This window comes from Achromobacter sp. HZ34 (genome assembly GCF_002209485.1).
GTDB lineage: Bacteria > Pseudomonadota > Gammaproteobacteria > Burkholderiales > Burkholderiaceae_B > Bordetella_C.
On sequence record NZ_NJIX01000005.1, the window covers coordinates 17,397 to 42,449 of the forward strand.

Sequence of the window (25,053 nt, forward strand, 5' to 3'; positions counted from 1 at the left end):
CCGCCACCTGGAAACCATGCGCGCCTCCAACTATCACATCAATACCCTCAAAGAGGCCCCGGCCGAAGCCGAAGTCGTCAGCCATCAGCTCATGACCCGTGCGGGCATGATCCGCAAGCTGGCCGGCGGCATCTATACGTACATGCCCTTGGGCCTGCGCGTCATCCGCAAAATCGAGAATATCGTCCGGCAGGAGATGAACGCCGCCGGCGCCATCGAACTGCTGATGCCGGTGGTGCAACCCGCCGAGCTCTGGCAGGAATCGGGCCGCTGGGTGCAGTACGGCCTGGAACTGCTGCGTATCAAGGACCGCCACGACCGCGAGTTTGTCCTGCAGCCCACTTCCGAGGAAGTGATCACCGACATCGCGCGCAATGAAATCCACAGCTGGCGCCAGCTGCCGGTGAATTTCTATCACATCCAGACCAAGTTCCGGGACGAGCGTCGCCCCCGCTTCGGCCTGATGCGCGGCCGCGAATTCACCATGAAGGACGCCTACTCCTTCGACCGTGACGAAAGCAGCGCGCTGGCCAGCTACGACATCATGTATGCCGCATACATGAAGATCTTCACCCGCCTGGGCCTGGAATTCCGCGCCGTGGCGGCGGATACCGGCTCGATCGGCGGCACGCGCAGCCATGAATTCCAGGTCATCGCCGACACCGGCGAAGACCTGATCGTCTACAACCCCGACAGCCAGTACGCGGCCAATATCGAGCTGGCCGAATCCGGCCCGCTGATCGCCGAACGGGGCGCCGCCAGCCGCGCCCTGGAAGCGGTACCCACGCCGGGCGCCGCCAAGTGCGAGGACGTCGCCGCCCTGCTGCAGATTCCACTGGCAACCACGGTGAAATCCATCGTGCTGGCCACCGAGCCCGAAAAAGGCCCGGTCCAGATCTGGCTGTTGCTGCTGCGTGGCGACCACACGCTGAACGAGATCAAGGCGGCCAAGGTGGCAGGCCTGAAAGACGGCTTCCGCTTCGCCACGGAAGCCGAGATCGTCGAGCATTTTGGCTGCAAACCGGGCTATCTTGGCCCGATCAAGACGGCAAAACCCGTGCGCGTGGTGGCTGATGCCACCGTGGCGAAGATGCACGACATCGTCTGCGGCGCCAACCGCGAGGACTTCCATTACGTCGGCATGAACTGGGGCCGCGACCTGCCGGAACCGGAGGCCGTGGCCGACCTGCGCAATGTGGTGGCCGGCGACCCCGCCCCGGACGGCGCGGGCACCCTGGCGATCCAGCGCGGGATCGAGGTGGGCCATGTGTTCTTCCTGGGCACCAAGTACTCCGAAGCCCTGAAGGCGACTTTCCTGGACGAAACCGGCAAGCCCGCGGTGATCCAGATGGGTTGCTACGGCATCGGCGTGACGCGCATCGCCGCCGCGGCGATCGAGCAAAATCACGACGACAAGGGTATTATCTGGCCCCGCCCCATTGCCCCCTTCGAAGTAGTGATTTGCCCGGTGGGTTGGGGTAAAAGTGAAACAGTTCGTAACACCGCTAACGATCTCTACGAAGCACTGCGTGAGCGTGGCATCGATGTACTGCTCGACGACCGCGACGCCCGCCCGGGTGTCATGTTCGCCGAATGGGAGCTGATCGGTGTGCCGCTGCGAGTAACAGTTGGAGAGCGCGGTCTCAAGGATGGCGTGCTGGAATTGCAGGCCCGGCGTGAGACCGAAGCGGCCAAGGTTGGCTTGGACGAAGCGCTGGATCAGATATTGGCCAAGCTGGACACCCTTTGATTGCTTCCCCCGCCCAGGTTTCGACGCTGGCCATCCGTGTCTACTACGAAGATACGGATGCCGGCGGCATCGTCTTTTACGCGAACTACCTGAAGTTCATGGAGCGCGCTCGTACGGAATGGCTACGTACCCTCGGGTATGGGCAGAACCGCATGGCCGCCGAGGCGGGACGCATCTTCGTGGTGGTCGGCCTGGACATGTCTTACCGCAGGCCGGCGCGGCTCGACGATCTGCTCACAGTTGAAACCTCGGTTACACGTCTCGGGCGGGCTTCGATACACTTCGCGCAGCGGGTGCTTCGCGAAGGGGAACTGCTGGCCAGTGGCAACATCCAAGTAGGTTGCGTCGATGCCAGCAGCCTGCGGCCCGCCGAACTTCCCAAAGACCTTCGGGCAACACTGGAATCTATTCAGGGATAAAAATGCAAGCCTCCAGCGACATGTCGTTGTTTACGTTGATCGGCCACGCCAGCGTGCCGGTCCAGCTCATCATGCTGATGCTCCTGGGCATCTCCATCATGTCGTGGACGTATATTTTCGGCAAACTGATCGCCATCAAGCGGGCGCATCAGCAGACCCGCCGTTTCGAAGACGACTTCTGGTCGGGCGGTGACCTGTCCATGCTGCAACAGGCGGTCGCCAGCCGTCGCGCCGAACAAGGCGCGCTGGCCCGTATCTTCGATGCCGGCATGACCGAATTCCTCAAGGCCCGCCGCGGCAGCGCCAGCGCCGACGCCCTGCTGGACGGCCCCCGCCGCGCCATGCGTGCCGCCTACCAGCGCGAGATGGATGCGCTGGAGTCGCACCTGAACTTCCTCGCATCCGCCGGTTCGGTCAGCCCGTACATCGGCCTGCTGGGTACGGTCTGGGGCATCATGCACGCCTTCATCGGCCTGTCCAATATGCAGCAGGCCACGCTGGCATCGGTGGCACCGGGGATCGCCGAAGCGCTGATCGCCACGGCCATCGGCCTGTTTGCCGCCATCCCCGCGGTGGTGGCCTACAACCGCTACACCAACGACATCGACCGCCTCTCGATCCGCTTCGACAGCTTTGTCGATGAGTTCCTGAACATTCTGCAACGGCAGGTGCGCTAATGGGATCGATGCGTTCGGGCGGCCGCGCCGGCCGCCGCATGAAGTCCGACATCAATGTGGTGCCCTACATCGATGTGATGCTGGTGCTGCTGGTGATCTTCATGGTCACCGCGCCCCTGATCACGCCCGGGCTGATCAACCTGCCTTCGGTGGGCGCGGCCTCCGATGTGCCGGTCAAGCCGCTGGAAGTGCAGATTTCGTCCAATGGCGAGATCGCGTTGCGCATGCGTGAGCCGGGCGCGAACCCGGAAACCATTGCCCGCGCCGACCTGGTCAACCAGGTGCGCCAGCGCATCACCAACGAAACCCCGGTGGTGATCGCGGCCGACGGCAAGGTGCCTTACGAATCGGTGATGAAGGTCATGGACGAGCTGCGCGTCAATGGCGTGACGCGGTTGGGCCTGCTGGTCGACCAGCAGTCCTCGACCGGCGCCGCGGCCAGCGCCGCGGGCCAGCCGCAGGCACAACCGGCCCGCCGCCGCTAAGGCGGTCCGCCGCCGTACCGCGCCCGCCGAACCTTCCACTGCACTATTCAATGACGCCTCCTCCGATCATCAAACATCACAGCGGTCCGCCCGAGCGCCCGCCTGCCCAGGACAACTGGAAGGCGCTGGGGCTGGCTTTGCTGGCCCACCTGCTGTTGTTCCTGATCCTGATCTTCAGCGTCAATTGGCATACGGAAAATCCGGGCCCGGTGCAGGTGCAGCTGTGGGCCAAGGGCGATACGCCCGACGCCGTGCCGCCGCCCCCGCAGCCGCAACCCAAGCCGCAGCCCCAGCCGGAACCGCAACCGCAGACACCGCCGCCGCCGCCGCCCCAGCCCGCGCCTGCCCCGCCGCCGCCCACGCCGGCGCCGCAAGCCCAGCCCAAGGACGAGCCGGACCCGGAGATCGCGCTGGAAGAGGCGCGCAAGAAGAAGGAACAGGAAGAGAAGGACCGCCAGGCCGCGGAAGCGGCCAAGGAGAAGGCGCGCCTGGAACAGGAACGCAAGGAAGCGGCCGAGAAGGAAAAGGCCAAGCTGGAACAACAGCGCAAGGACGCCGAGAAAGCGGCCGCGGCGAAGGCGGCCGCGGATAAAGCCGCTGCCGACAAGGCCGCGGCGGATAAGGCGGCCGCTGAAAAGGCGGCGGCTGAAAAAGCCGCTGCCGACAAGGCTGCCGCTGACAAGGCTGCCGCCGAGAAAGCCGCTGCCGACAAGGCCGCTGCCGAGAAGAAAGCCAAGGACGATGCTGCCAAGAAGGCGGCTGCGGACAAGGCCGCGGCGGACAAGGCTGCCGCCGATAAAGCGGCTGCTGAAAAAGCGGCTGCCGAAAAAGCCGCTGCCGAGAAGGCGGCCGCCGCCAAGAAGGCCGCGGCCGACAAGGCGCTGCGCGACGCCTTCCGCAACGACGCCATGGGCGCCGCCGGCATACCAAACGGCACCGCCGACCGCAATCAGGCAGGTGGTGGACGTGACGACGGCTACGGCGCCAAAGTACGGGCCTGCATCCAGCCTGGCGTGTCGTACCCGACACCGCCGCGCGCGGGCTCGGCCAATCCGACAACTGAATACCGGGTACAGTTACGTTCGGATGGAAGCGTTGGGGGACTTACCCTGACGCGCTCTTCGGGCAACACGGGTTTCGACCGCGCGGTCGAGACCGGGATCCGCCGCTGCAATCCGTTCCCCAAGCCTTCGACTGGACGGTACGAGCCGCTGATCGACGTAATTTATCGAATGTACGACTGACAGGAGATTGCCTTTCATGACCCCCGTCTCTAGCCGACCTGCGCAATACGCCGCATTGCGGATGTATGCCCTTGGCCTGCTGCTGTTGCTGGCGGCCCTGTTCGTCGGGCGACCGGCCCATGCGCAACTGCGCGTGGACATTTCCGGCACCGGCGCAACCCAATATCCCGTGGCAATTGCCGACTTCGCCGTGGACGACGCCCACGGCCGCGCCCTGGCCGAAGTGATTCGTGCCGATTTGAACCGCACCGGCCAATTCCGCCTGATCAACGCCGCCGGCGCCGGCCTGAACGTCGACAGCCCCGTGGCCTATGACGACTGGCGTGGCAAGGGCGCTGACTTCATCGCCTACGGCAGCATCCAGCGTGGCGCCGATGGCCGTTACGACGTCCGCTACCGCCTGGCCGACACGGTCAAGAAGGGCCAGCTGGACGGCGTGGCCTTCTCGGGCTCCGAACAGGAACTGCGGCGCGTCGCGCACCAGATCGCCGACCGCATTTACGAAAAAATTACGGGCGTGCGTGGTGTGTTCTCCACCCGTATCGCTTATGTCCTGAAGCTGGGCAGCACCTACGAATTGCAGGTTGCCGACGCTGACGGCCAGAACCCGCAGGTCGCCCTGCGCTCGCGCGAACCCATCATTTCGCCGGCATGGTCGCCGGATGGCAGCCGCCTGGCCTACGTCAGTTTCGAATCCGGCAAGCCGGTGGTGTACATCCGCACGCTGTCTTCGACGGCGCGTGTGCCGATCGCCAACTACAAGGGCAACAACAGTGCGCCCGCCTGGTCGCCGGACGGCAGCATGCTGGCCGTGGCCCTGACCCGCGACGGCCTGTCCCAGATCTATGTCTTGAATGCCGACGGCTCGAACCTGCGCCGTATCACCCGCTCGCCGGGCATCGATACGGAACCCGCGTTCACGCCTGACGGACGTTCCCTGGTTTTCACGAGTGACCGTAGCGGCGGCCCGCAGATCTACCAAGTAGGTCTGGACGGTGGCGAGCCACGCCGTTTGACTTTTAACGGTGGTTACAACATCTCACCCCGAATTTCCCCAGACGGTTCGACGCTCCTGTACGTTGCTAGACGAGACGGTGCATTTCGCATCGCTTCGTTAAACCTGTCGTCCGGAAGCGAGACCTTGTTGACTGATGGTCGTGACGATCAGTCTCCCAGTTTCGCCCCGAACGGAATGCAGGTACTCTACGCCGCCATCCAAGGCGGACGTAGTGTCCTTGCGGGGGTATCGAGTGACGGCCGCGTACGGCAGACGCTTTCGGTACTGAATGGGGAAATACGTGAACCAACTTGGGGCCCATTTACCCGATAACACGTGTGACTCTCTCTTCAAAGGAACTATCATGAAGTCGCGCATTGCCAAAAGCTTGACCATTGCCGCTCTGGCCGCCACGCTGGCAGCTTGCAGCTCCGTCCCTCTCGACGATAAAGCGGGTCAGGGCGCTGGCGCTGGCCAAGGCTCGTCCGCCAACACCGGCGAGATCCTTGATCCCTTCAACCCGCAAAGCATCCTGGCGCAACAACGCTCGGTGTACTTTGACTTCGACAGCTACACGGTGTCGGACCAGTACCGCGGTCTCGTGGAAACCCACGCCCGCTACCTGGCTTCGCATCCGCAGCAGCGCGTGAAAGTCGAAGGCAATACCGACGAACGCGGTGGTGCTGAGTACAACTTGGCCCTCGGCCAGCGCCGTGCGGACGCCGTTCGCCGCACGATGACGCTGCTGGGCGTCAGCGATCAGCAGATCGAAACCATCAGCTTCGGCAAGGAAAAGCCGAAGTCGACGGGTTCGTCGGAAGCCGATTTCGCCGAAAACCGCCGCGCGGACATCAACTATCTGCGTTAATCTCAATAACGCCTGATATTTGATAGCCCCACAATGCGTCGGGACGGTCTATTGGCCGCCCGACGCTTGTTTTTTGTGGGGTCCCTTTCTTTCCCAGGAATTTTTATGAGCGATCGAGTATCCCCTTTGCGTGCCCTGGCAGCGGCCGCCGGCCTGGCTTTCGGCGTTCTGTCCTTCCCCGCCCACGCATTTGCCGATGACGAAGCGCGCAAGGCCATTCTTGATCTGCGCCAGCAAGTCCAGCAACAGAACGACCAGAACGTGCGCGCGCGGCTGCAACTGGCAGACCAGATCCAGTCGCTGCAGACACAGATCCAGCAGTTGCAGAACCAGCTTGAACTGGCCACCCGCCAGCCCGCCGGCGGCAACAAGGCAGGCGGCAATCCGGCCGATACCGGCAGCGCCACCGCTGGCGACCCGCAAGAACAATCCGCTTATGACGGCGCCATCGACATGTACCGCAAAGGCCAGTACAAGGATGCCGCCGAGTCCCTGACCGCGTTCACCGCGCTGTATCCCAATAGCGAACTGGTGCCGTCCGCCCAGTTCTATCTGGGCAGCAGCCGCTACGCGCAGAAGGACTTCAAAGGCGCCATCGAGCAACTCAACAACATGGTGCAGAAGTCGCCTGACAATGCCCGCGCTCCCGACGCCCTGCTGGTCGTCGCCGGCAGCCAGATCGAGTTGAACAACCGTGCCGGTGCCAAGACGACGCTGCAACGCATCGTCAAGGACTACCCCACCACGCCGGCCGCCACCACGGCGAAGAGCCGCCTGCAATTGCTGCAGTAAATGGGGATTTGAAGGGGCTACGCCCCTTCACCCCAACCGCGGCCCTGCGGCCTTGGCGGCCCAGATGCCCCCTTCAGCGCTGTCGCCATCCGGCCTTGTGGTCGTGTGGCGTTTTTTTTCGCCTGTGATCAGGCGAAGGTGAACTCGAAGGTGTGGCCGAAGCGCGCTGGGGCGGTGTAGACCAGGCGGGTGGTCCGGCCAACCTGGCGGCGGTCCGTGCCGACATGGGGGATGGTGGCGGCGCTCCAGCCGCCACTGTCGTCAGTGGCTCGCAACACGCCAACGGCACGGCCATCGCACTTGAGAAGAATGAGGATGCCCGCGTCGATTTCCGCGAACGTGACCGCGGGGGACAGGACAAATCCGTGCATGCCCAGACACGCCTGACCGTCCAGGCCGCTCCTGCCATCGGGGCGGTCGGGGCGGTCGGGGCCGCTCCTGCCATCGCCTTCCCTCCTCCCTGCACTTGCTCCTACATCTCCTTCTGCACTCCCCATTTTCCCGGCCCCAACCTTGTCCGACACCCTGATCCAATCGGTGAGCGTCAGCCTGTTGCCCGTCAGCGTCCAGCACCGGCGGACGATGACGCCCGGAATGCGGGAATGGCTACCTCTCAGCTCGAAGCCGCCGGCATGGCATGACCACTCCCGCAGGCTGGATCCAGAAGGTCCTTGGCCTCTGTCGCCAAAGGGCCGGCCCTGTACCGTCACGACGCTGTGGACGTCCGCCGAGCCCAGCAACTTCGCCACGTCGGGCTTGGCCGAGTCGCTATAGCCAGGGTCATCGAAAATCATATTGCCGGCCAGTTCCAGGCAGAACGAGAGATCATCGTCCTGCTTGTGGCGGCCGGAGTTCCAGGAACCGGTCGCCACGAAATGCACACGCGCCGCGCCCGCGCCACGGCTGTACGAAAAAAAGCCGCCCTTGCAATAAATCCGCTCAGGTCCCGCCCCGGCCTCCGCCGTCCCGACCAGGGCAGGATCGATCTCCGGATGCGCCTCCAGGATCGCGCGGTTCGGCAGGCGAAAAGAATCGCCCAAGGGAAAGAACTGGCCGTTCGACCGTGTGAAGTGCGAAAACATCTCGCGCGACGCCTGGGCCAGGAAGTCCTGTTGGGAGTCCTGTTGGGAGTCCTGTTGGGAGTCCTGTTGGGAGTCCTGTTGGGAGTCCTGTTGCAAGCCTTCTTGCAAGCCTTGTTGCAAGCCCTGTCCCAAGCCCTGTCCCAAGCCCAGTCGGGAGCCCCGTTGCAATCCTTTCTCCACGCGCTGGCGGTCGGCCGCCCCCGCGGCAGCCGCGCGCAGGAAGCGCATGACGACCGGATAGTTGTGCTCCTGGTACGACACGGAGTGCTCGCGCGTCGTCCCCGCCTCGTCATACAGGGCGGCCTGCGAGGCCATGCCGCGGCGCACGACGAACTCGCGCAGGTTCGCGTCGTCCGACACCATGGTCCCGAGCGTTTCCAGGGCCTCCAGTATCGCCGTGTCGGCCATCACCCCATGGTTGTGCCATGGCCGGTACACCTCGGGCGACAGCAGCGCAGCCATGTCCTCGCGCATCAGGCGCTCGCACAGCGCGACCGCGTCCTTGTCTTCCAGTGCCAGGAATACGGCGCGGAATGCGCCGACATTTTCCAGTCGCAACGTCGTCGTGTGATCGCCGATCCGGGAACCGACCATGGGATTGGCCCGCTTCCGGATGAAATGGAAGTCATGGAAATCCACGAGGAAGGCCCGCAGCACGGCCGGCGCCAGCACGTCCATCCATCTCAAACTGAGCAAATGATGCCGCCAATTGAGGATATCGAAGGGATCCATGGCCCAGTCGACGGGGACCCGCAGTTCGACGGCACCCAACTTGCGATAGTCGAGACTGTATGTTGCCCCCACGTCCCCCTCCCTGAGGGGATCACATGCCGCCATAAGGCCTCTCTCGGGAATGTTTTTCTGAGCAGCAGATATCGATCCGTCGAAGCTACCCGCGGCACGACGGTGCGTCAATCGAGCCTTGGCTTTAGTTACTGGAGCGCTAGAATCGCCCCATGCGATCCGAATACACACCTGACATCCTGCACGCCAAGCTCGGCGACCAGACGCTGGCCTACGCCACCGCCGGCCAGGGCACGCCCCTGCTGTTCCTGCACGGCTCACTGTGCGACCTGCGCTACTGGAAATACCAGATGCCGCCGCTGGCGCGCTGCTACCAGACGTTCAGCGTCAGCCTGCGCCATTACTGGCCGGAAAACTGGAACGGCGACGGCGACGATTTCTCGCTGCAACAGCATGTCGACGACATGGCCGCCTTCCTGCAGGAAGTGGCCGCGGGCCGTGCCGCCCATGTGGTCGGGCATTCGCGGGGCGGCCGCGTGGCCTTCGAACTGGCGCGCCAGCATCCGGCGCTGGTGCGCAGCCTGGTACTGGCCGATCCCGGCCTGTCGCTCAGCGACGAAGAGGACCGCCGCGGCGACTTCCGCCTGCACGCCATGGAAGCGATCCGCGCCGGCGACGTCGAAGGCGGCCTGGCCTTGTTCATCGACACGGTGACCGGCCCCGACACCTGGCGCCGCATGGTGCCCTGGTTCAAGGACATGGTGATCGACAATGCCAACACCCTGCTGGGCCAGGGCCGCGAAGCTGGCTATCGGCTGCAGGAGAGCGCCGCACGCGCGCTGGACAAGCCCGTCCTGTTGATCGGTGGCGCGCTCAGCCCCGCCCCCTACCCTGCCATCCTGGACATCCTGCAGAACCTGCTGCCCAATGTGCGCCGGCTGGATATTCCCGGGTCGTCCCACGGCATGAACCTGGGCAATCCGCGCGCTTTCAACCATGCGCTGCTGGACTTCCTGGCGGCCTGTGAGCACAGCCCGGCCTGCGCATGACAGAGCGACAGCGCTCCGCCTTGGCCGAGCCGAGAACAACAGGAAGGCTGCCTGCATGACCAGCATCGACATCATCTGGGACACCGTGCGGGCGGAATTTTCCGATCTGCACGACCTGGCGGGTTTCACCCGGGTGTTCATCCGGCTGATGCTGGCGGTCATCCTGGGCGGGGTGCTGGGTTATGAACGCCAGCTTACCGGCAAGCCCGCCGGCCTGCGCACCCATATGCTGGTTTCGCTAGGGGCCGCCCTGTTCGTGCTGGTGCCCCTGCAGGCGGGCATGCCCGTCAACGACGTCAGCCGCGTGCTGCAGGGGGTGATCGCCGGCATCGGCTTCCTGGGCGCCGGCGCCATCATCAAGATGAGCGAGGAAGGCCAGGTCAAGGGGTTGACCACCGCCGCCAGCATCTGGCTGACCGCCGCCATCGGTGTGGCGGCGGGCATGGGAAAGGAAGCCACCGCCGTGTTCGCGACGTTGCTGGCGCTGATCATTCTTGGCGTTCTGCACAAGCTCGACAAGTACATCAGCGCCAAGCGAAAGAAGCACCACCCGCACGAGCATGCGTCGGGCAATGGGGCACCATCGGAGACCTATCAGAGCGATGAATAAAAGCCGGCGGGGCGGCATGGGCGCGATGGCGTTATCCACAGGACGGGCCCAACGGCTTCAGCTTTGGTGTATCGAGCCCAGCCCATCCTGGGCACGATAATTGCTGATGGGCTTTCTTTTCCAGATACAGTAAGTAACGTGCGGTACTATCCACGGCACCTACCCGATCAGCCTACTCTTAGCTCGCCCCATGATCATTGAAAAGAAAGACGAAATGCCGGTATTCGTCGGCGTCGCCGTGCTCAGCGCCTTGATTTTTGGTGTCGACGTCATCACGGAGTTAGGGGTGGCGGTATGGGTCTTCTACATCATTCCCGTCACGCTGAGCGTCTTCCAGCGTAATAAATACCTGCCGCTCATCGTCGCTTTCATCGAAACGATCTTGATCGTCGCCGGCACCTTCCTGCCGCTGGACAACGTCATCCCGCTGCGCAACGTGATCAACCGCAGTTTCGGCGTGATCACGATCTTCGCCACGGCGGCCCTGGCGCTGCAGGTGATCAGCGCACGGATCAAGGCGCAGAACCTGGCCTGGCTGCAGGAGGGCAACGCCAAGGTGGCCAAGGACCTGCTGGGCGAACAAAGCGTGGAAGACGTCGGCCGCAATGCCTTGTACGCCCTGTCCCGCTATGTCCATGCGCAGCTGGGTGCCATCCATCGCCTGGAGCGCGGCGCGCTGACCTGGATCGGCGGCTTTGCCTGCGAACGCAACGACACCCCGGCCAGCGCCGGGCTGGCGCTGGAAGTGGCCACGCACGGCGAGCCCCTGATCGTGCGCGACCTTCCCGACAACTATGCCGCGGTACGCTCCACGGTGGGCCAGGGCCAGCCGCGCACGCTGGTGTTGGCGCCGGTGCGGGCCGAAGGCCGCATCCAGGGCGTGATCGAACTGGCCTTCCTGCGCCAGGGCGACTTCGACAATGTATTGGCCCTGCTGGCCGGCGCCGGTGAAAACATCGGCGTGGCCTTGCGCTCCGCCATGTACCGCGAGCATCTGCGCGACCTGCTGGAAGAAACCCAGCGCCAGAGCGAGGAACTGCAGACCCAGCAGGAAGAATTGCGGGTCTCGAACGAGGAGCTGGAGGAACAGGGCCGCGCCCTGCGCGAATCGCAGCAGCGGCTGGAAAACCAGCAGACCGACCTGATCCAGAGCAATACCCAGCTGGAAGAACACACGTCGCGCCTGGAGCGGCAGAAACGCGACCTGCTCAAGGCCCAGCATGCGCTGGAGATCAATGCCCAGGAACTGCACCGCGCCAACCGCTACAAGTCGGAGTTCCTGGCCAATATGTCGCACGAGCTGCGCACGCCGCTGAACAGCTCGCTGATCCTGTCGCAAATGCTGGCGGGGCCCAAGGCCACGACCATGGCGGCGGAGGAAATCCAGCGCTATGCCCGCACCATCCACGCGTCCAACAGCGACCTGCTGTCGCTGATCAACGACATCCTGGACCTGTCCAAGATCGAAGCCGGCCACGTCGACATGGACACCGGCGTGGTGTCGCTCAACGGCCTGCTGGAAGCCGTGCGCCAGATGTTCGAACCGATTGCCGCCAGCAAGAACCTGGGCTTCCGCGTGATCGTCGAGAACGACGCGCCGCCGACGCTGGTCACCGACCGCAGCAAGCTGCAGCAGGTGCTGAAGAACCTGCTGGCCAATGCCTTCAAGTTCACCGAGCAGGGCGAGGTGACGTTGACGGTGGCGGGCGGCAGCGACGGGCGCGCGTCCTTCGCGGTCACCGATACCGGCATCGGCATCCCGGAACACCAGCAGGATGTGATTTTCGAGGCGTTCCGCCAGGCCGACGGCACCACCAGCCGCAAGTACGGCGGCACCGGGCTGGGCCTGTCGATCTCGCGCGAACTGACCCGCCTGCTGGGTGGCGAGCTGCGGGTATGCAGCACGCCCGGCAAGGGCAGCACTTTCACCGCTGAAGTCAGCGTGCAGCTGGACCAGGCGACCATTCCGCCCTCGGCCCTGGCGCCCAAGGGCGCGGGTGGCGGCGCGCACGATGGCTCGACCGACACGCCAGCCCCGGCGCAAGTGGCACAAACCGCACAAGCCGCGGCAGGATCCACCACGCAGCGCCCGGCGTCCGACGCCCAGGCAGCCACCGAAGCTTTCTCGTTCGCCGATCATGCCAACCCGGCCAACTCGGCGGCAGCCGCGGCAGCGGCCGCCGCCGACAGCGCAGCCCTCCCCCCCGCCGCCTTGCCGCGCGGCGACATCCTGGACCGCCGCTTCGACCGCCTGGTGCTGGTGATCGAGGATGACCAGCGCTTCGCCGACATCCTGTATGAAGTGGCGCACGAACAGGGCTTCGACTGCGTGCTGTCGTCCAACGGCGCCGACGCCCTGCGCCTGGCGCGCGAGCTGCGGCCCTCGGGCATCCTGCTGGACGTGGGCCTGCCCGACCAGTCGGGACTGAGCGTGCTGGACCAGATCAAGCGCGACCCCGCCACGCGCCACATTCCCATCCACATGATTTCGGTGGCCGACCACGTGCAGACCGCGCTGGAACTGGGCGCGGTGGGCTATGCCGTCAAGCCGGTGGCGCGCGAGGAACTGGTCGCCGCCTTCGCCAAGGTCGAGGAAAAATTGCAGACGCGCGCCCGCCGCATCCTGGTGGTGGAGGACGACGACACGCTGCGCGAAAGCATCGCCCTGCTGCTGCAGGCCGATGACGTGGAAATCACCATGTGCGGCACGGTGGCCCAGGCGCTGGAGCAGGTCGCGGCGCACACCTTCGATTGCATGGTGATGGACCTGATGCTGCCCGATGCGTCCGGCTACGACCTGCTGGAACAGATGGCCAGCGGTGGCAAATACGCCTTCCCGCCCGTCATCGTCTACACCGGCCGCGCCCTGACGCGCGACGAGGAAACCCGCCTGCGGCGCTATTCGCGTTCCATCATCATCAAGGGCGCCAAGTCGCCGGAACGCCTGGTCGACGAAGTGACACTGTTCCTGCACCGGGTCGAAGCATCCCTGCCGCCGGACCAGCAGAAGCTGCTGCTGCAGGCACGCCAACGCGACGCCGTATTTGAAGGCCGCCGCATCCTGCTGGTGGAAGACGATGTGCGCAACATCTTCGCCTTGTCCAGCGTGCTGGAGCCGCTGGGCGCCGACATCATCGTCACGCGCAACGGCCGCGAGGCGCTGGATTCCCTGGCGCGCGACAGCGCGGTGGACATCGTGCTGATGGACCTGATGATGCCGGAGATGGACGGCTTGACGGCCACCCGCGAGATCCGCAAGCAGCCGGCCCTGCGCGACCTGCCCATCATCGCCCTGACCGCCAAGGCCATGGTGGACGACCGCAAGAACTGCCTGGACGCCGGCGCCAACGACTACATCGCCAAGCCCATCGACATCGACAAGCTGGTTTCGCTGTGCCGCGTCTGGATGCCCAAGTAAGACTTACGCCATGGACGCCATTTTCGACATCGAACTGAAGCTGTTGCTGGAAGGCGTGTACCTGCGCTACCAGCACGATTTCCGCGGCTATGCCGTGTCGTCGATGCGGCGGCGCGTGCAGCAGGCCATGGAGCATTTCGAATGCTCCTCGGTCTCGCAGCTGCAGGAAAAGGTGTTGCACCAGCCGGCGATTTTCGCGCAGATGCTGCAGTTCTTCACGGTGCAGGTCAGCGAGATGTTCCGCGACCCCACGTATTTCCGCGCGCTGCGCGAGGTGGTGGTGCCGGTGCTCAAGACCTATCCTTCGGTCAAGCTGTGGGTGGCCGGTTGCAGCAGCGGCGAGGAAGTCTGGTCGCTGGCCATCCTGCTGGAGGAAGAGGACCTGCTGTCGCGCGCGCTCATCTACGCCACCGACATCAACCCCGACGCCCTGCGCGCGGCGGAAGCCGGCATCTACCCGCTGGACCGCATCGCCCAGTTCAGCAAGAACTATCGGGCAGCCGGCGGCACGGGCTCGCTGTCCGACTACTACACGTCGAACCTGCACGATGCCCGCTTCGACCGGCGCCTGCGCGAACATGTGGTCTTCGCCGATCACAGCCTGGCCACGGACAGCGTGTTTTCGGAGGTGCACTTCATTTCCTGCCGCAACGTCCTGATCTATTTCAACCGCGAGCTGCAGAATCGTGCCACGGCCCTGTTCCACGAGGCCCTGGTGCGGCGTGGCTTCCTGGGGCTGGGCTCCAAGGAAAGCCTGCGCTATACCGAACAAGCCGCGCAGTTCGTGGAAGCGGACCGCAACGAAAGAATCTACCAGCGCCTATGAGTCCGTCCAAGCCCCCTGCCGCGTCCACTTCGGCAGCCGCCCCGCGCGCTCCCGTCGAACTGGTTGCCATTGGCGCCTCCGCTGGCGGCGTCGAGGTGATCAGCAAGCTCCTGACCGCGCTGCCGGCCGACTTCCCCGCAGCCGTGGCCATCGTGCTGCATATTCCGCCAGACCGCGACAGTCTGCTGCCGGGCCTGTTCACGCCGCGCTGCGCCCTGCCGGTCCAGGAGGTCGAAGACAAGGCACCGATCGAGCCGGGCACGGTGTATTTCGCCGCGCCCGATTACCACATGCTGGTCGAGCCGGACGGCTGCTTCGCGCTGTCGCAGGACGAGGCCGTGAATTTTTCCCGCCCTTCCATCGACCTGCTGTTCGAATCGGCCGCCGTCGCGTATCGCGAGCGCCTGCTCGCCATCGTCCTGACCGGCGGCAGTGCCGACGGCGCCGCCGGACTGCAAACCGTACGCCAGATGGGCGGCCGCGCGTGGGTGCAAGACCCCGCCAGCGCCGACGCCCCCGCCATGCCGGCCTTCGCCATCGAGCGCGCGGGCGCCGACCTGGTAACCGGACCAGCCGCGCTCGCGCGCAGCCTGGCCGCCTTGGCCCTTACAATGCTGCCTGATTCAAGGGACCGTTAGCCGTGACCGAAAACATCAACATACTGGTCGTCGACGACATCGCACAGAACCTCGTCGCATTCGATGCGCTGTTGAGCCGGCCCGGCATCACCGTACTGAAGGCCAACTCCGGCGTGGAAGCGCTGGAATTACTGCTGGCCAACGAGGTGGCGCTGGCGCTGGTCGATGTGCAGATGCCGCAGATGAACGGGTTCGAACTGGCCGAACTGCTGCGCGGCAGCGACCGCACGCGCACCGTGCCGCTGATCTTCCTGACCGCCGCAACCCACGAGCGCGATGCCCACTTCCGTGGCTACGAAGCCGGCGCGGTGGACTTCATGTACAAGCCCATCGACAGCGCCGTGCTGCTAAGCAAGGTCAATGTCTTCGTCGAGCTGTACACGCAACGCAAGCAGTTGGCCCGCCAGCTGGAAGAATTGCGCCAGGCGCTGACGCTGAACGAAATGTTCACCGCCGTGCTGGGCCACGATCTGCGCAACCCGCTGTCGACCATCCTGCATGGTTCGGAAATGCTGTTGCGCACCAGCGACGATCCCACGGTGAACACCAATGCGCGCCGCATCCAGGCCAGCGCCGGGCGCATGAGCAAGATGGTCGATCAGTTGCTGGACGTGGCCCGCATCCGCTCCAACGGGCTGGTGCTGCAGCCGACGCAGGTGGACTATCGGGACATCTGCTTCGCCATCATCGAGGAAATCGCCGATCCGGGCCAGCGCGCGCGCGTGGAACTGACGGCGCGCGGCGATACCGTCGGCAAGGTCGATGCCGACCGGTTCTCGCAGGTGCTGTCGAACCTGATCAGCAATGCCTTGCAGCACGGCACGGACGACGCCCCGGTGGTGTTGGATATCGATGGCAGCCAGGCCGACCGCATCGGCGTGCACGTGCGCAACGGCGGAGTGATCCCGCCCGCGCAACTGCCGAATATCTTCAACGCCTTCCAGGCCAGCGAGGAAAGCCGCGTGTCACGCAATGGCCTGGGCCTGGGTCTCTACATCGTGAAGAAGTTCGTCGACGCGCATGGCGGCAGTGTGCAGGCCATGTCCGCCCCGGCCACCGGGACGGTGTTCGAAATCATCATGCCCCGCGCGGCCGGCGCCGGAACACTGCGGCCAGGCGCTTGAAGCCCAGCCACTGCTGGGCGAAGAAGCCGCGGCCGTAGTCGCGGCTGCCGCCTTCCGGCAATTGGTCGGCGATGCCCGTGGCGCCGTAGTTGCCCTTGAAATGGGCGGTGCGAAACAGGATGTCCCAGAACGGAAACAGCACGGCGTAGTTATTGCCGACGACCTTGCCGGTGGCGGTGGACTCGTAGGCGATGGCGTGATGTTCACGATGGAACTTGGGGCCGACCAGCAGGCGCTGGCCGATGCTGCCGAAGCTGACCCGCAGATTGGCATGCGACAGGCTTTCCATCAGCTGGGTGATGGCGACGATGGCCACGAACTGGGCCGGCGGCACGCCGATCAGCTGCGAGATCACCACGATCACCGCATCGTGCAGCAAGTCGTCCAGGAGATGGTTGCGGTTGTCGCTCCACATCGTCATCTGGCGCGTGCTGTGATGCACGGCATGCAGCTGCCACATCCATTCGACGTTGTGCTGGGCACGGTGGTACAGGTATTCCACCAGATCGAAGATCACCAGGTACACCGCCAGGCTGACCAGGGCATTATTCGTGACGCCGGGCCACAGATTGTCCAGCTGCAAGGTGGTCAGGCCCCATACATGGAGCTGGCCGAACAGGCTGTTGAATAGCGGATCGATGCTGAAGAACAGCGCCACGCGGAACAGGCCCAGGCGGTGGATCACCGTGTACAGCACGTCGAGGCGGATCTCCTTGCGGTCCAGCACCTTTTCCACCGGCCGCCAGCGCTGCAGCGGACCGATCAGGCAGACCAGCACGATGATCTGGGCGATACCGGCAAGCAGCCACAGCGTGGCATCGTAGGCGTCTTCCAGCGCGCCGGCGAAACCGAGGTGGTACAGCACCGGCTGGATCGTGGTCTCGAACAGCCAGTCCTGCGCCATGCCGATGAAGTGATTGATAGTGTCCATGCGATGGGTCTCTTGCTGCCTGTAGTGCTGCTTGCCGTGGTACTACTTCGACTGCGGTTGGTTCAGGTTGCGGGCGGGATCGCTGGCGACCCACTTGCCGTATTCCGGATGCCGGGCCAGGGTCTCGAAACAGAAGCCCTTGGCCTGCAGGCCGGTGATCAGGGGCTCCAGCACCGCCGGCGCCCAGGGGTCCTGGCGCGACCAGATGCCCAGGTGGGCCAGCAGGATGTCGCCGGGACGGATGCTTTGCAACGCGCGCTCCAGCAGGCGCTGGTTGGGATATTTGTCGCTGGGCAGTTCGTCGCCCAGGAAACCGTTGGGCGCCCAGCCCACATGGTGGTAGCCGCAAGCCAGCGCCGCCTTCAGCAAGGCCGGCGAGGTATGGCCGCCCGGGGCGCGGAACAGCGGCGCCATCGTCGCGCCGGTCATTTCGTGGAAACGCCTCGCCGACGCATCGAGGGCATCGCAATACTGCGCCGCCGTGAAGACTTCCTGCTTGCCGGCTTTCGGGCCGGCACTGGGCTTCACCAGGAACTTGCCGTCGGGCAAGTCCTTCAGCCAATACACGTGATCGTAGGTGTGCGAGCCGAACACATCGCCATCGGCTACGCGCGCCTTCCACCACGGCGCCCACTGGTCGTCCAGCGACGCGCCATCGGTCAGCGTGCGTTCGTTCGCCAGGAAGAAGCTGGCGCGCACGTGGTGCTTTTCCAGCACCTGCGCCACCAGCGGCGCCACGCCCATATGGCCCGTATCGAAGGTCATGTAGACCGGCTTGGCGCAGGTGGCGGGCGCCGGCGCGGCAAGCGCTGCCTGGCAGGCGGCCGCGCCCAGCAGGGCGGCGGCGACGGCCTTATTGCATCGAGACATGGTCCAGCGTCCATACGCCATGGGGCGAACGGCCTACGGTGGTCTGCTGCTTGACGACCTTCTTTTCCAGGTCGATCACCGTCAGTTTGCGGATCCAGCGCGACGTCACCAGCAGGGTCTTGCCGCCAGCGAGTACGTCCATGCAGTCCGGGCCGCCGGGCGCGGGATACTCGTCGGTCACCTTCAGCGCCTGCATGTCGATGCGGCTGATGGTATTGGCGGCGCGGTTGCTGACGAAGATATGGCGGCCGTCGCCCTGGATGCGGAAAGCGTGGGCGCCCTTGTCGGTCTTGATGCGGGTGATGAGCTTGGCCGGCGACTGGGTCAGGTCATAGGCGTCGACATAGGAATCGCCGGTCAATGCCACCAGCATGACCTTGTCGCCGGGCACGATGTAGACGTCGGCGGGCGTCTTGCCTACCGGCAGGATCCACTTGGTCTTTTGCGTGGCCAGGTCGATGGCATAGACCTCGTCGCTGTCCTGCATCGACACATAGGCGGTGGTGCTCTTGCTGTCGATGCCGATATGGCTGGGCGTCTTGCCGGTGTTGACGCGCTTGAGCAGCTTCAGGTCGAAGCCCGACGCTTGCGGTACGTATTCGTAGATGTCGACGTGGTTCAGGCGATTGGCGGCCGTCACGAAGTACTTCATGTTCGGCGAGAAACGCAGCTGGTACGGGTCGACGATGCCGGTCAGGGTGCGCTGCACCTGGGCCGTGCGCGGATCGATCAGGGTCAGCGAATCGCTGGTGGCGTTGGCCACGATCAGGGATTTCTGGTCCGGGGAAAAATACAGGTGATGCGGTTCCTTGCCCGTGGGGATGCGGCGCAGTTCCTTGTAGGTACCCGGTTCGAGCACGCTGACCGAGGCGTCCAGGGAGTTCAGGACGAAGATGGGGTCGGGCTGGGCCGCGTGCGCGGCGATAGGCGCGACAGCGGTGCAGGCCAGGCTGGCAGCGAGGAAGGTTCCGGCGAACGTGCCGGCGAATTTGCGGGCGAATCTGCTGGAAACTGTGCTGGTGAATGAGCCAGCGTGGGAAGGCAGGAGCGTCAAAGCGTGTCTCGTTAATAAGCGGAAAGTAAGCAACGCAAATTTTGACATGCCTATGCATGTCAGCCATGGCTAAATCGCTGGAAGCGCACGGAGTTGCGGCGCAGCAACAGGGATAGGCGTGGCTTCTGGCGTTCAGATTCTACGAAACTCTTCCAGCTTCTGTCCCGAACGAACAAAACCTTTACAAATCATTGATCTAGATCAAAAGTTTGATTGATTGCCTGAAGTCGGTCGCGGGGTAGCGATGGTGGCTTTCCGGGAAAGCTCAGTGAACCGGCTAACATGGCGGCGTCGCTTTTTTACGCACTTCCCGGAGTTTTCATGACCGCCAGCCATCCGGCCGGACCCGCTACCTTGCATTGGACCGAAGCCGGCGAGGAACGCCACGCCGTCTGGCGCTCTGAAAGCGGTGGACAGCCGCCGCGCCGCGTGGTCGTCGCCGATGACACCATGAACGCCGACACCGCCTACCGGCTGGCCAACGAAGGCACCGCCCTGCTCTGGCGCGGCGACTTCCAGAATGCCCGGCAGCTGTTGCAGGCGCTGACTCGCCGGATGGACAAGAAGAAGAGCGAGGTGAAAGGGCACGCCGGCAAGAAATTGTCGACCAAGAAGGCGGCGGCCGCCGGCAAGACCGCGGCCGTGGCGTCTGCCAAAGCGCCCGGCGCTGCAACGGCGTTCGATGAATTTGGCCCCGCCACGTTGCGGCCGGCCGATCCGCTGGCGGATTTTCCGCACGCGTTTCACATGCACAGGCAGGCCCGCGCCCAGCGGGCGCGCGTGCTGAACATGATCCTGCTGCCCTTCGAGGCCGGCCATGTGCTGCCCTTGCGGCGTGCCCCGGACGTGCGGGAGGCTTGCGAACAGGCCCATGGCCCGGCCACGCAACCCTACGTGGCTTCGCTGCGCGAGCTGCTGGGCCTGATCGGCGCCTGGCAATGGCGCGAACAGGGCGTACCGGTGGCGGCCCTGGGCGGCGCCCGCATCCATCCCTGGTATGGCGTGTATTCGCCCGTACGGGGGGAGTATCTGGATCTGCTGGCGCAGGCGCCCCTGCCGGCGGACCATAAGCTGGCTTACGACGTCGGCACCGGCACGGGGGTCATCGCCGCCCTGCTGGCGCGCCGCGGCGTGGCGCGTGTGGTGGCGACGGACCAGGATGCGCGGGCGCTGGCGTGCGCGCGCGAAAACCTGGCGCGGCTGGGTTGCGCGGACCGGGTGCGAGTGGAGCAGGCGGATCTGTTTCCCGCCGGCCGGGCGCCCCTGGTGGTCTGCAATCCGCCCTGGGTGCCGGCCAAGCCTGGCGCGCCTGTCGAGTATGCCGTCTACGATCCTGACAGCCGCATGCTGCGGGGGTTTCTGGACGGGCTGGCGGCGCATCTGACGCCGGGTGGCGAAGGGTGGCTGATCGTTTCCGATCTGGCTGAGCATTTGCGCTTGCGTAGCCGGGAGACCTTGCTGGAATGGATCGCCGCCGCGGGGCTGGAAGTCGCCGGCCGATTGGATGCACGGCCGAGCCACGGCAAGGTGCGGGATACCGAGGATGCCTTGCACGCGGCGCGTAGCCGGGAAGTGACTTCGCTATGGCGCCTGCGTGCGCGTTGAATCGATAGAGTTTAAAAAAAGGAATTTCCAAAGAAATTCCTTTTTGATTTTGGGAAGCGCCTGAGACCGCCGAAAGGATCTTCAGGAGGAAATCCTTTCAACGGCATAGCCTGAAACTTCTCACCCCAGGGTAGCGTTCACCACCATCAGGACGGCCACGATGGATACGCCCAGGATGCTTGCGCCGATGGTGCGGCGCTTGGTCAAACCGGTCCATAGCAATACGCCGGTGAGCGACAGCAGGATCATGGCGCCGGCAATGGTGTCGGCAATCAACACCCACGCGACGCCAACACCGTTGGCACGGTGCAGGTTCTCCAGCACCGCCATGATGCCCGGCTCGATGCGCCGCACGTTGACCTGGCTTGCCCCCACCCAGTATTCCGCCTGCGCACTGTAATTGGGCGCACGGAAATTCAACTGCCAGCGCTCAGGCTGGATCGCATTCTGATCCCCCCACGCCACCGGCCGCGCCTTCTCGCGCTGCACCCGCTCCGCCGGACGCGGCAGCTTCAATTCCTGCTGCAACCAGGCATTCATCTGTTCCGGATCCGCCGGCGCGGGCGTCGGCAGGTTCAGATGCAGGGTGGAAACCTGCTGGCCTCCCATGTCGATCTTCATCACCGCCCGGTGATTCTGGAAAAAACCGGTCAGGCCGAACATCAGCCCAAGCAAGGCGCCCCACAGACCGATCCAGCTATGCGTATTGCGCAACCATTTGAGAAAAGTGCCGCGGCGGCCGTTGGTCTTGGCGGCGGCGGTCTTGTGCCGCGCGGGCTCGGTGGCCAGCGGGGCAGCGATAGAGTCTTTCATGAACTTAGCAAGATAAAAGGGGGGAGAACAAAGCCAGCCCCGATGATATTGCATATCAACCTCATTCACAGTCATAAGCGCTGCATTCTTTGCCGCTTTACTGCGACTTCGGCAGGCGGACATGCGGATATGCCGCTAGCCACCGGGGCCGCCCCGCTCGCCCCCCGGGTATTCCCTGTCGCCGCAGTGCAACAAGCCAGCGCGACGGAAATTTGTCAGAATCCGATCTTTCCGCCCTGACATGGGCCAGCGCAGACAGTGGAAGCATCACGTGGAAGCAGCTTTGCTTGACTATGTAGACCGCGGCCGCCAGGGCCGAGGGCCGACGACGCAGCGTCGGGGACGGCGAAGCCGGTGCCCGCGATGAACACCTTCCCCATCGTCATCGTCGGCGCGGCCTGTGCCGGCTTCCTGCAAGGGTTGACCGGCTTCGGTTTCAGCCTGGTCTCGCTGTCGTTCTGGGCCTGGGTGCTGGACCCGCTACTGGCGGCGACGCTGGCCGTGTTCGGCGGCTGGCTGGGCCAGGTGCTGGCCGCATTCACCGTCCGGCGCAAGGCCAACTGGCGCCACGTGGTGCCTTTCGTGCTGGGCGGCCTGGCGGGCCTGCCGCTGGGACTGCGCGTCCTGCCCCATATGGACCCGCTGCTGTTCAAGGCCTTCCTGGGCCTGGTGCTGGCGCTGTGGTGTCCCATCATGCTGCTGGCACCCCGCCTGCCGCGGCTGACCCTGGGCGGGCGCGGCGCCGATGGCTGCATCGGCATCGTGGGCGGCGCCATGGGGGCGATGGGCGGCTTCTCCGGGGTCATCCCCACCCTGTGGTGCACCCTGCGCGGCTTCGACCGCGATACGCAGCGCGGCGTCATCCAAAACTTCAACCTGACCATGCTGACGGTAACGCTGGCCACCTACTGCGCCACCGGCGTGGTGACGCGCGACATGCTGCCCAATTTCGTCATCGTCGCGCCCATCGTGCTGGTGACAGCATTGCTGGGTGGACGCGTCTATGTCGGCATCAGCGACATCGCGTTCCGGCGCATGGTACTGGGCACCTTGACGGCATCGGGCATCGCCATGCTGATCGCCTCCGTGCCGAAATTGATTTAAACCGAGGAGAATCCACCGTGGCACAACCGTTTGACCCGAATCCCGCCGCCAGTCTGCTGGTGCAGGCTGGCCGTGCCGGCCGCCAACTGACCGAACTGCCCGCCGACGTGCGTCCCGCCACGCTGGCCCAAGGCTATGCCATCCAGGAGGCCTACGCCCAGATGCTGGGCGAGACGCCGAAGGGCTGGAAGCTGGGCGTGGGCAGCGTGGCGGCCATGGCGGCCGGCAACCTGGACCGCCCTCTGGTGGGACGCCTGTTCGCCGAACGCTTCCATCCCCCCGGATCGACCGTGCAACTGCCTTGTGCGGCCCCCGTCACCGTGGAATTCGAAATCGCCTTCGTGCTGGGCCGCGATGTGGCGCCGGGCACGGCGCCCGCCGATGCCATGCGCGCGGTCGCTTCCACGCACGTGGCCTTCGAGCTGGTGCAGTCGCGCTTCGTCGATCGCCGTACCGTGGGCTGGCCCAGCTTCATTGGCGACAACGTCGGTTTCGGTGCCCACATCCTGGGCGAGCGCATCGACCCGGCCCATATCGGGCGCGTGGTGAAGACGGTGGAAGAACACGTCGGCGGCCTTACCGTCGGCCGCGGGCTGAGCGGCGACGAGGCCATCGATCCCGTGCAGGCCCTGCGCTTTCTCTTCGAACATGCCACCAATCATGGCATCACGCTCAAGCGCGATGACGTCGTGACCACCGGCGCCGTGGCCAAGCCCTTCGACGTGGGCCCAGGTAGTGCCGAGGTCGCCGCCCTGTACCTGGGCGGCGCGCTGACCGTGCGAGTGGCCACGCCGCAGGCGTGATCCTGACGCAGGGCCACTGGCATGCCGCCGCGCCCACCTCGCAGTGGCGCCGGCGGCACGAGCCGGGCTTTGCCGCTGTCCTCTCAGCCATCTGCAAGGTTGCCGGCTGATACCCGGCGGATACCCATGTAACGGCCGCATGGTGTACCGTACAGCAGAGCTTCCCCGCCTCTCGCGGGGCAAGCCAATCACGCTGTACACCAGGAGGACGTTGCACATGAAGCCCGGCATTCTTGCTATCGACATTGGTGGAACCGGCCTGAAGGCCACGGTCATCGATGATCGAGGCCACATGCGAGTGGAACGCGTGCGCGTCGCCACGCCCCACCCTTGCCCGCCGAAGCTGCTGCTGGAAAAACTGGGCGAGATGGTGGCGTCCTTCCCGGCCTACGACCGCATCGCCATCGGCTTCCCCGGCGTGGTGCGCAAAGGCCACGTCTACACCGCGGCTCACCTGGAAAGCCCGGAATGGGTGGGCTACGACCTGGCCGGCGCGGTTTCCCAACTGCTGGGCGGCAAGCCCGCCAGGCTGCTCAACGACGCCGACCTGCAAGGCCTGGCGCTGATCTCCGGCCATGGGCTGGAACTGGTGATGACGCTGGGCACCGGGGTAGGCACCGGCCTGTATCGCGATGGCGAGCTGATGCCGCACATGGAAATCGCCCACCATCCCATCCATAAGAACAAGACTTACGATGAATACCTGGGCGAGGCCGAACGCAAGAAAATCGGGCGTAAGCGCTGGAACAAACGAGTGGCGCGCGCGCTGGAGCTGATGGATATCCTGCTGCGGCCGGATCACATCTACCTGGGCGGCGGCAATTCGGCCCGCGTCGACTTGAAGCTGGACAAGCACGTATCGATCGGCTCGAACGACGCCGGCCTGGAAGGCGGTGCCTTCGTCTGGAAGACGGACCGGGAAAGCGCCGCCGGCAAGGCAGTACCCGCCAGCGAGTCCGGCCAGCCCGTAGCGCGTGGCAAGCCAGCCAGGCCGACACCGGGCAAGGCGACCAAGGCGGCGCAGGCGACCCGGTCCAAACCAGCCGCGAAGACAGTCCGGAAACGACCGGCAGCTGGGGAATAAAAGCGTTTTCGTCCGGCATGCGGCTTGCTGTTTTGCGCGGTTCACGTCGCTGCAATGACGTGCGAT

The 25,053-nt window shown here is 64.9% G+C and carries 23 protein-coding genes; 18 read left to right on the forward strand and 5 right to left on the reverse strand.

Going from position 1 to position 25,053, the window contains the following annotated elements:
• Window positions 1-16 precede the first annotated feature (16 nt).
• The 8 genes from CEY05_RS19830 (at window position 17) to ybgF (ending at window position 7,232) form a co-directional block, all read left to right on the forward strand.
• Complete coding sequence (locus CEY05_RS19830; RefSeq protein WP_088597596.1) at window positions 17-1,750, forward strand: proline--tRNA ligase; 1,734 nt, start codon at window positions 17-19, stop codon at window positions 1,748-1,750.
• Complete coding sequence (gene ybgC / locus CEY05_RS19835; RefSeq protein WP_088597595.1) at window positions 1,747-2,169, forward strand: tol-pal system-associated acyl-CoA thioesterase; 423 nt, start codon at window positions 1,747-1,749, stop codon at window positions 2,167-2,169. Before CEY05_RS19830 ends, ybgC begins: the two co-directional genes overlap by 4 nt.
• Window positions 2,170-2,171: 2 nt before the next feature.
• Window positions 2,172-2,846, forward strand: coding sequence for a protein TolQ (gene tolQ, locus CEY05_RS19840; RefSeq protein WP_088597594.1), 675 nt, complete (start codon window positions 2,172-2,174; stop codon window positions 2,844-2,846).
• Entirely contained in the window at window positions 2,846-3,331 is a 486-nt protein-coding gene (gene tolR / locus CEY05_RS19845; protein ID WP_088597593.1) for a protein TolR, read from the forward strand. The genes tolQ and tolR overlap by 1 nt, the downstream gene beginning before the upstream one ends.
• Window positions 3,332-3,381: 50 nt before the next feature.
• Window positions 3,382-4,575 (forward strand): cell envelope integrity protein TolA, encoded by a 1,194-nt coding sequence (gene tolA / locus CEY05_RS19850; protein WP_088597592.1) that lies wholly within the window; start codon window positions 3,382-3,384, stop codon window positions 4,573-4,575.
• 16 nt (window positions 4,576-4,591) lie between these two features.
• Window positions 4,592-5,905 carry a Tol-Pal system beta propeller repeat protein TolB gene (tolB, locus tag CEY05_RS19855; protein ID WP_088597591.1) on the forward strand — a complete coding sequence of 438 codons (1,314 nt, stop codon included), beginning with the start codon at window positions 4,592-4,594 and terminating at the stop codon, window positions 5,903-5,905.
• Between the two features lie 31 nt (window positions 5,906-5,936).
• Window positions 5,937-6,440 (forward strand): peptidoglycan-associated lipoprotein Pal, encoded by a 504-nt coding sequence (pal, locus tag CEY05_RS19860; protein ID WP_088597590.1) that lies wholly within the window; start codon window positions 5,937-5,939, stop codon window positions 6,438-6,440.
• Window positions 6,441-6,545: 105 nt separating this feature from the next.
• Window positions 6,546-7,232, forward strand: coding sequence for a tol-pal system protein YbgF (ybgF, locus tag CEY05_RS19865; protein ID WP_088597589.1), 687 nt, complete (start codon window positions 6,546-6,548; stop codon window positions 7,230-7,232).
• 128 nt (window positions 7,233-7,360) lie between these two features.
• On the opposite strand, the gene CEY05_RS31005 is transcribed toward ybgF, so the two are convergent.
• Complete coding sequence (locus tag CEY05_RS31005) at window positions 7,361-8,992, reverse strand: heparinase II/III family protein (protein WP_143220522.1); 1,632 nt, start codon at window positions 8,990-8,992, stop codon at window positions 7,361-7,363.
• 278 nt (window positions 8,993-9,270) lie between these two features.
• Here CEY05_RS31005 and CEY05_RS19880 point away from each other — a divergent pair, with 278 nt between their 5' ends.
• The 6 genes from CEY05_RS19880 (at window position 9,271) to CEY05_RS19905 (ending at window position 16,723) form a co-directional block, all read left to right on the forward strand.
• A complete protein-coding gene (locus tag CEY05_RS19880) occupies window positions 9,271-10,107 on the forward strand; it encodes an alpha/beta fold hydrolase (protein WP_088597587.1) in 837 nt (278 codons plus the stop codon).
• A gap of 55 nt (window positions 10,108-10,162) precedes the next feature.
• The gene (locus CEY05_RS19885) at window positions 10,163-10,717 is read left to right on the forward strand and encodes an MgtC/SapB family protein (RefSeq protein ID WP_088597586.1); all 555 of its coding nucleotides are present in this window, start codon (window positions 10,163-10,165) and stop codon (window positions 10,715-10,717) included.
• Window positions 10,718-10,931: 214 nt separating this feature from the next.
• Complete coding sequence (locus CEY05_RS19890; RefSeq protein WP_233161611.1) at window positions 10,932-14,135, forward strand: response regulator; 3,204 nt, start codon at window positions 10,932-10,934, stop codon at window positions 14,133-14,135.
• 10 nt (window positions 14,136-14,145) lie between these two features.
• Window positions 14,146-14,961, forward strand: a complete 816-nt coding sequence (locus tag CEY05_RS19895; RefSeq protein ID WP_088597584.1) for a protein-glutamate O-methyltransferase CheR — start codon at window positions 14,146-14,148, stop codon at window positions 14,959-14,961.
• Window positions 14,958-15,599 (forward strand): chemotaxis protein CheB, encoded by a 642-nt coding sequence (locus CEY05_RS19900; protein ID WP_088597583.1) that lies wholly within the window; start codon window positions 14,958-14,960, stop codon window positions 15,597-15,599. The genes CEY05_RS19895 and CEY05_RS19900 overlap by 4 nt, the downstream gene beginning before the upstream one ends.
• 2 nt (window positions 15,600-15,601) lie before the next feature.
• Window positions 15,602-16,723, forward strand: coding sequence for a hybrid sensor histidine kinase/response regulator (locus CEY05_RS19905; protein ID WP_088597582.1), 1,122 nt, complete (start codon window positions 15,602-15,604; stop codon window positions 16,721-16,723).
• Here CEY05_RS19905 and CEY05_RS19910 read toward each other — a convergent pair.
• From CEY05_RS19910 to CEY05_RS19920, 3 genes are read right to left on the reverse strand one after another with little or no spacing between them, the layout of a single operon-like run.
• Window positions 16,677-17,654, reverse strand: coding sequence for a sterol desaturase family protein (locus tag CEY05_RS19910; protein WP_088597581.1), 978 nt, complete (start codon window positions 17,652-17,654; stop codon window positions 16,677-16,679). The genes CEY05_RS19905 and CEY05_RS19910 overlap by 47 nt on opposite strands.
• Before the next feature lie 42 nt (window positions 17,655-17,696).
• Window positions 17,697-18,524 carry a polysaccharide deacetylase family protein gene (locus CEY05_RS19915; protein WP_088597743.1) on the reverse strand — a complete coding sequence of 276 codons (828 nt, stop codon included), beginning with the start codon at window positions 18,522-18,524 and terminating at the stop codon, window positions 17,697-17,699.
• Entirely contained in the window at window positions 18,508-19,473 is a 966-nt protein-coding gene (locus CEY05_RS19920) for a YncE family protein (protein WP_088597744.1), read from the reverse strand. Before CEY05_RS19920 ends, CEY05_RS19915 begins: the two co-directional genes overlap by 17 nt.
• A gap of 426 nt (window positions 19,474-19,899) precedes the next feature.
• Between CEY05_RS19920 and CEY05_RS19925 the strand changes: the two genes are divergently transcribed.
• Window positions 19,900-21,183, forward strand: a complete 1,284-nt coding sequence (locus CEY05_RS19925) for a class I SAM-dependent methyltransferase (protein ID WP_088597580.1) — start codon at window positions 19,900-19,902, stop codon at window positions 21,181-21,183.
• Window positions 21,184-21,303: 120 nt separating this feature from the next.
• Here the strand turns inward: CEY05_RS19925 and CEY05_RS19930 are convergent, their stop codons facing one another.
• On the reverse strand, window positions 21,304-21,996 hold the full coding sequence (locus CEY05_RS19930; protein WP_088597579.1) for a PepSY-associated TM helix domain-containing protein: 693 nt from the start codon (window positions 21,994-21,996) through the stop codon (window positions 21,304-21,306).
• Window positions 21,997-22,359: 363 nt separating this feature from the next.
• Between CEY05_RS19930 and CEY05_RS19935 the strand changes: the two genes are divergently transcribed.
• The 3 genes from CEY05_RS19935 to CEY05_RS19945 all read left to right on the forward strand — a co-directional run bounded on the left by CEY05_RS19935 (window position 22,360) and on the right by CEY05_RS19945 (window position 24,987).
• A complete protein-coding gene (locus tag CEY05_RS19935) occupies window positions 22,360-23,100 on the forward strand; it encodes a sulfite exporter TauE/SafE family protein (RefSeq protein WP_088597578.1) in 741 nt (246 codons plus the stop codon).
• Between the two features lie 17 nt (window positions 23,101-23,117).
• Entirely contained in the window at window positions 23,118-23,903 is a 786-nt protein-coding gene (locus CEY05_RS19940; protein ID WP_088597577.1) for a 2-keto-4-pentenoate hydratase, read from the forward strand.
• A gap of 217 nt (window positions 23,904-24,120) precedes the next feature.
• A complete protein-coding gene (locus CEY05_RS19945; RefSeq protein ID WP_088597576.1) occupies window positions 24,121-24,987 on the forward strand; it encodes an ROK family protein in 867 nt (288 codons plus the stop codon).
• Window positions 24,988-25,053: the final 66 nt, after the last annotated feature.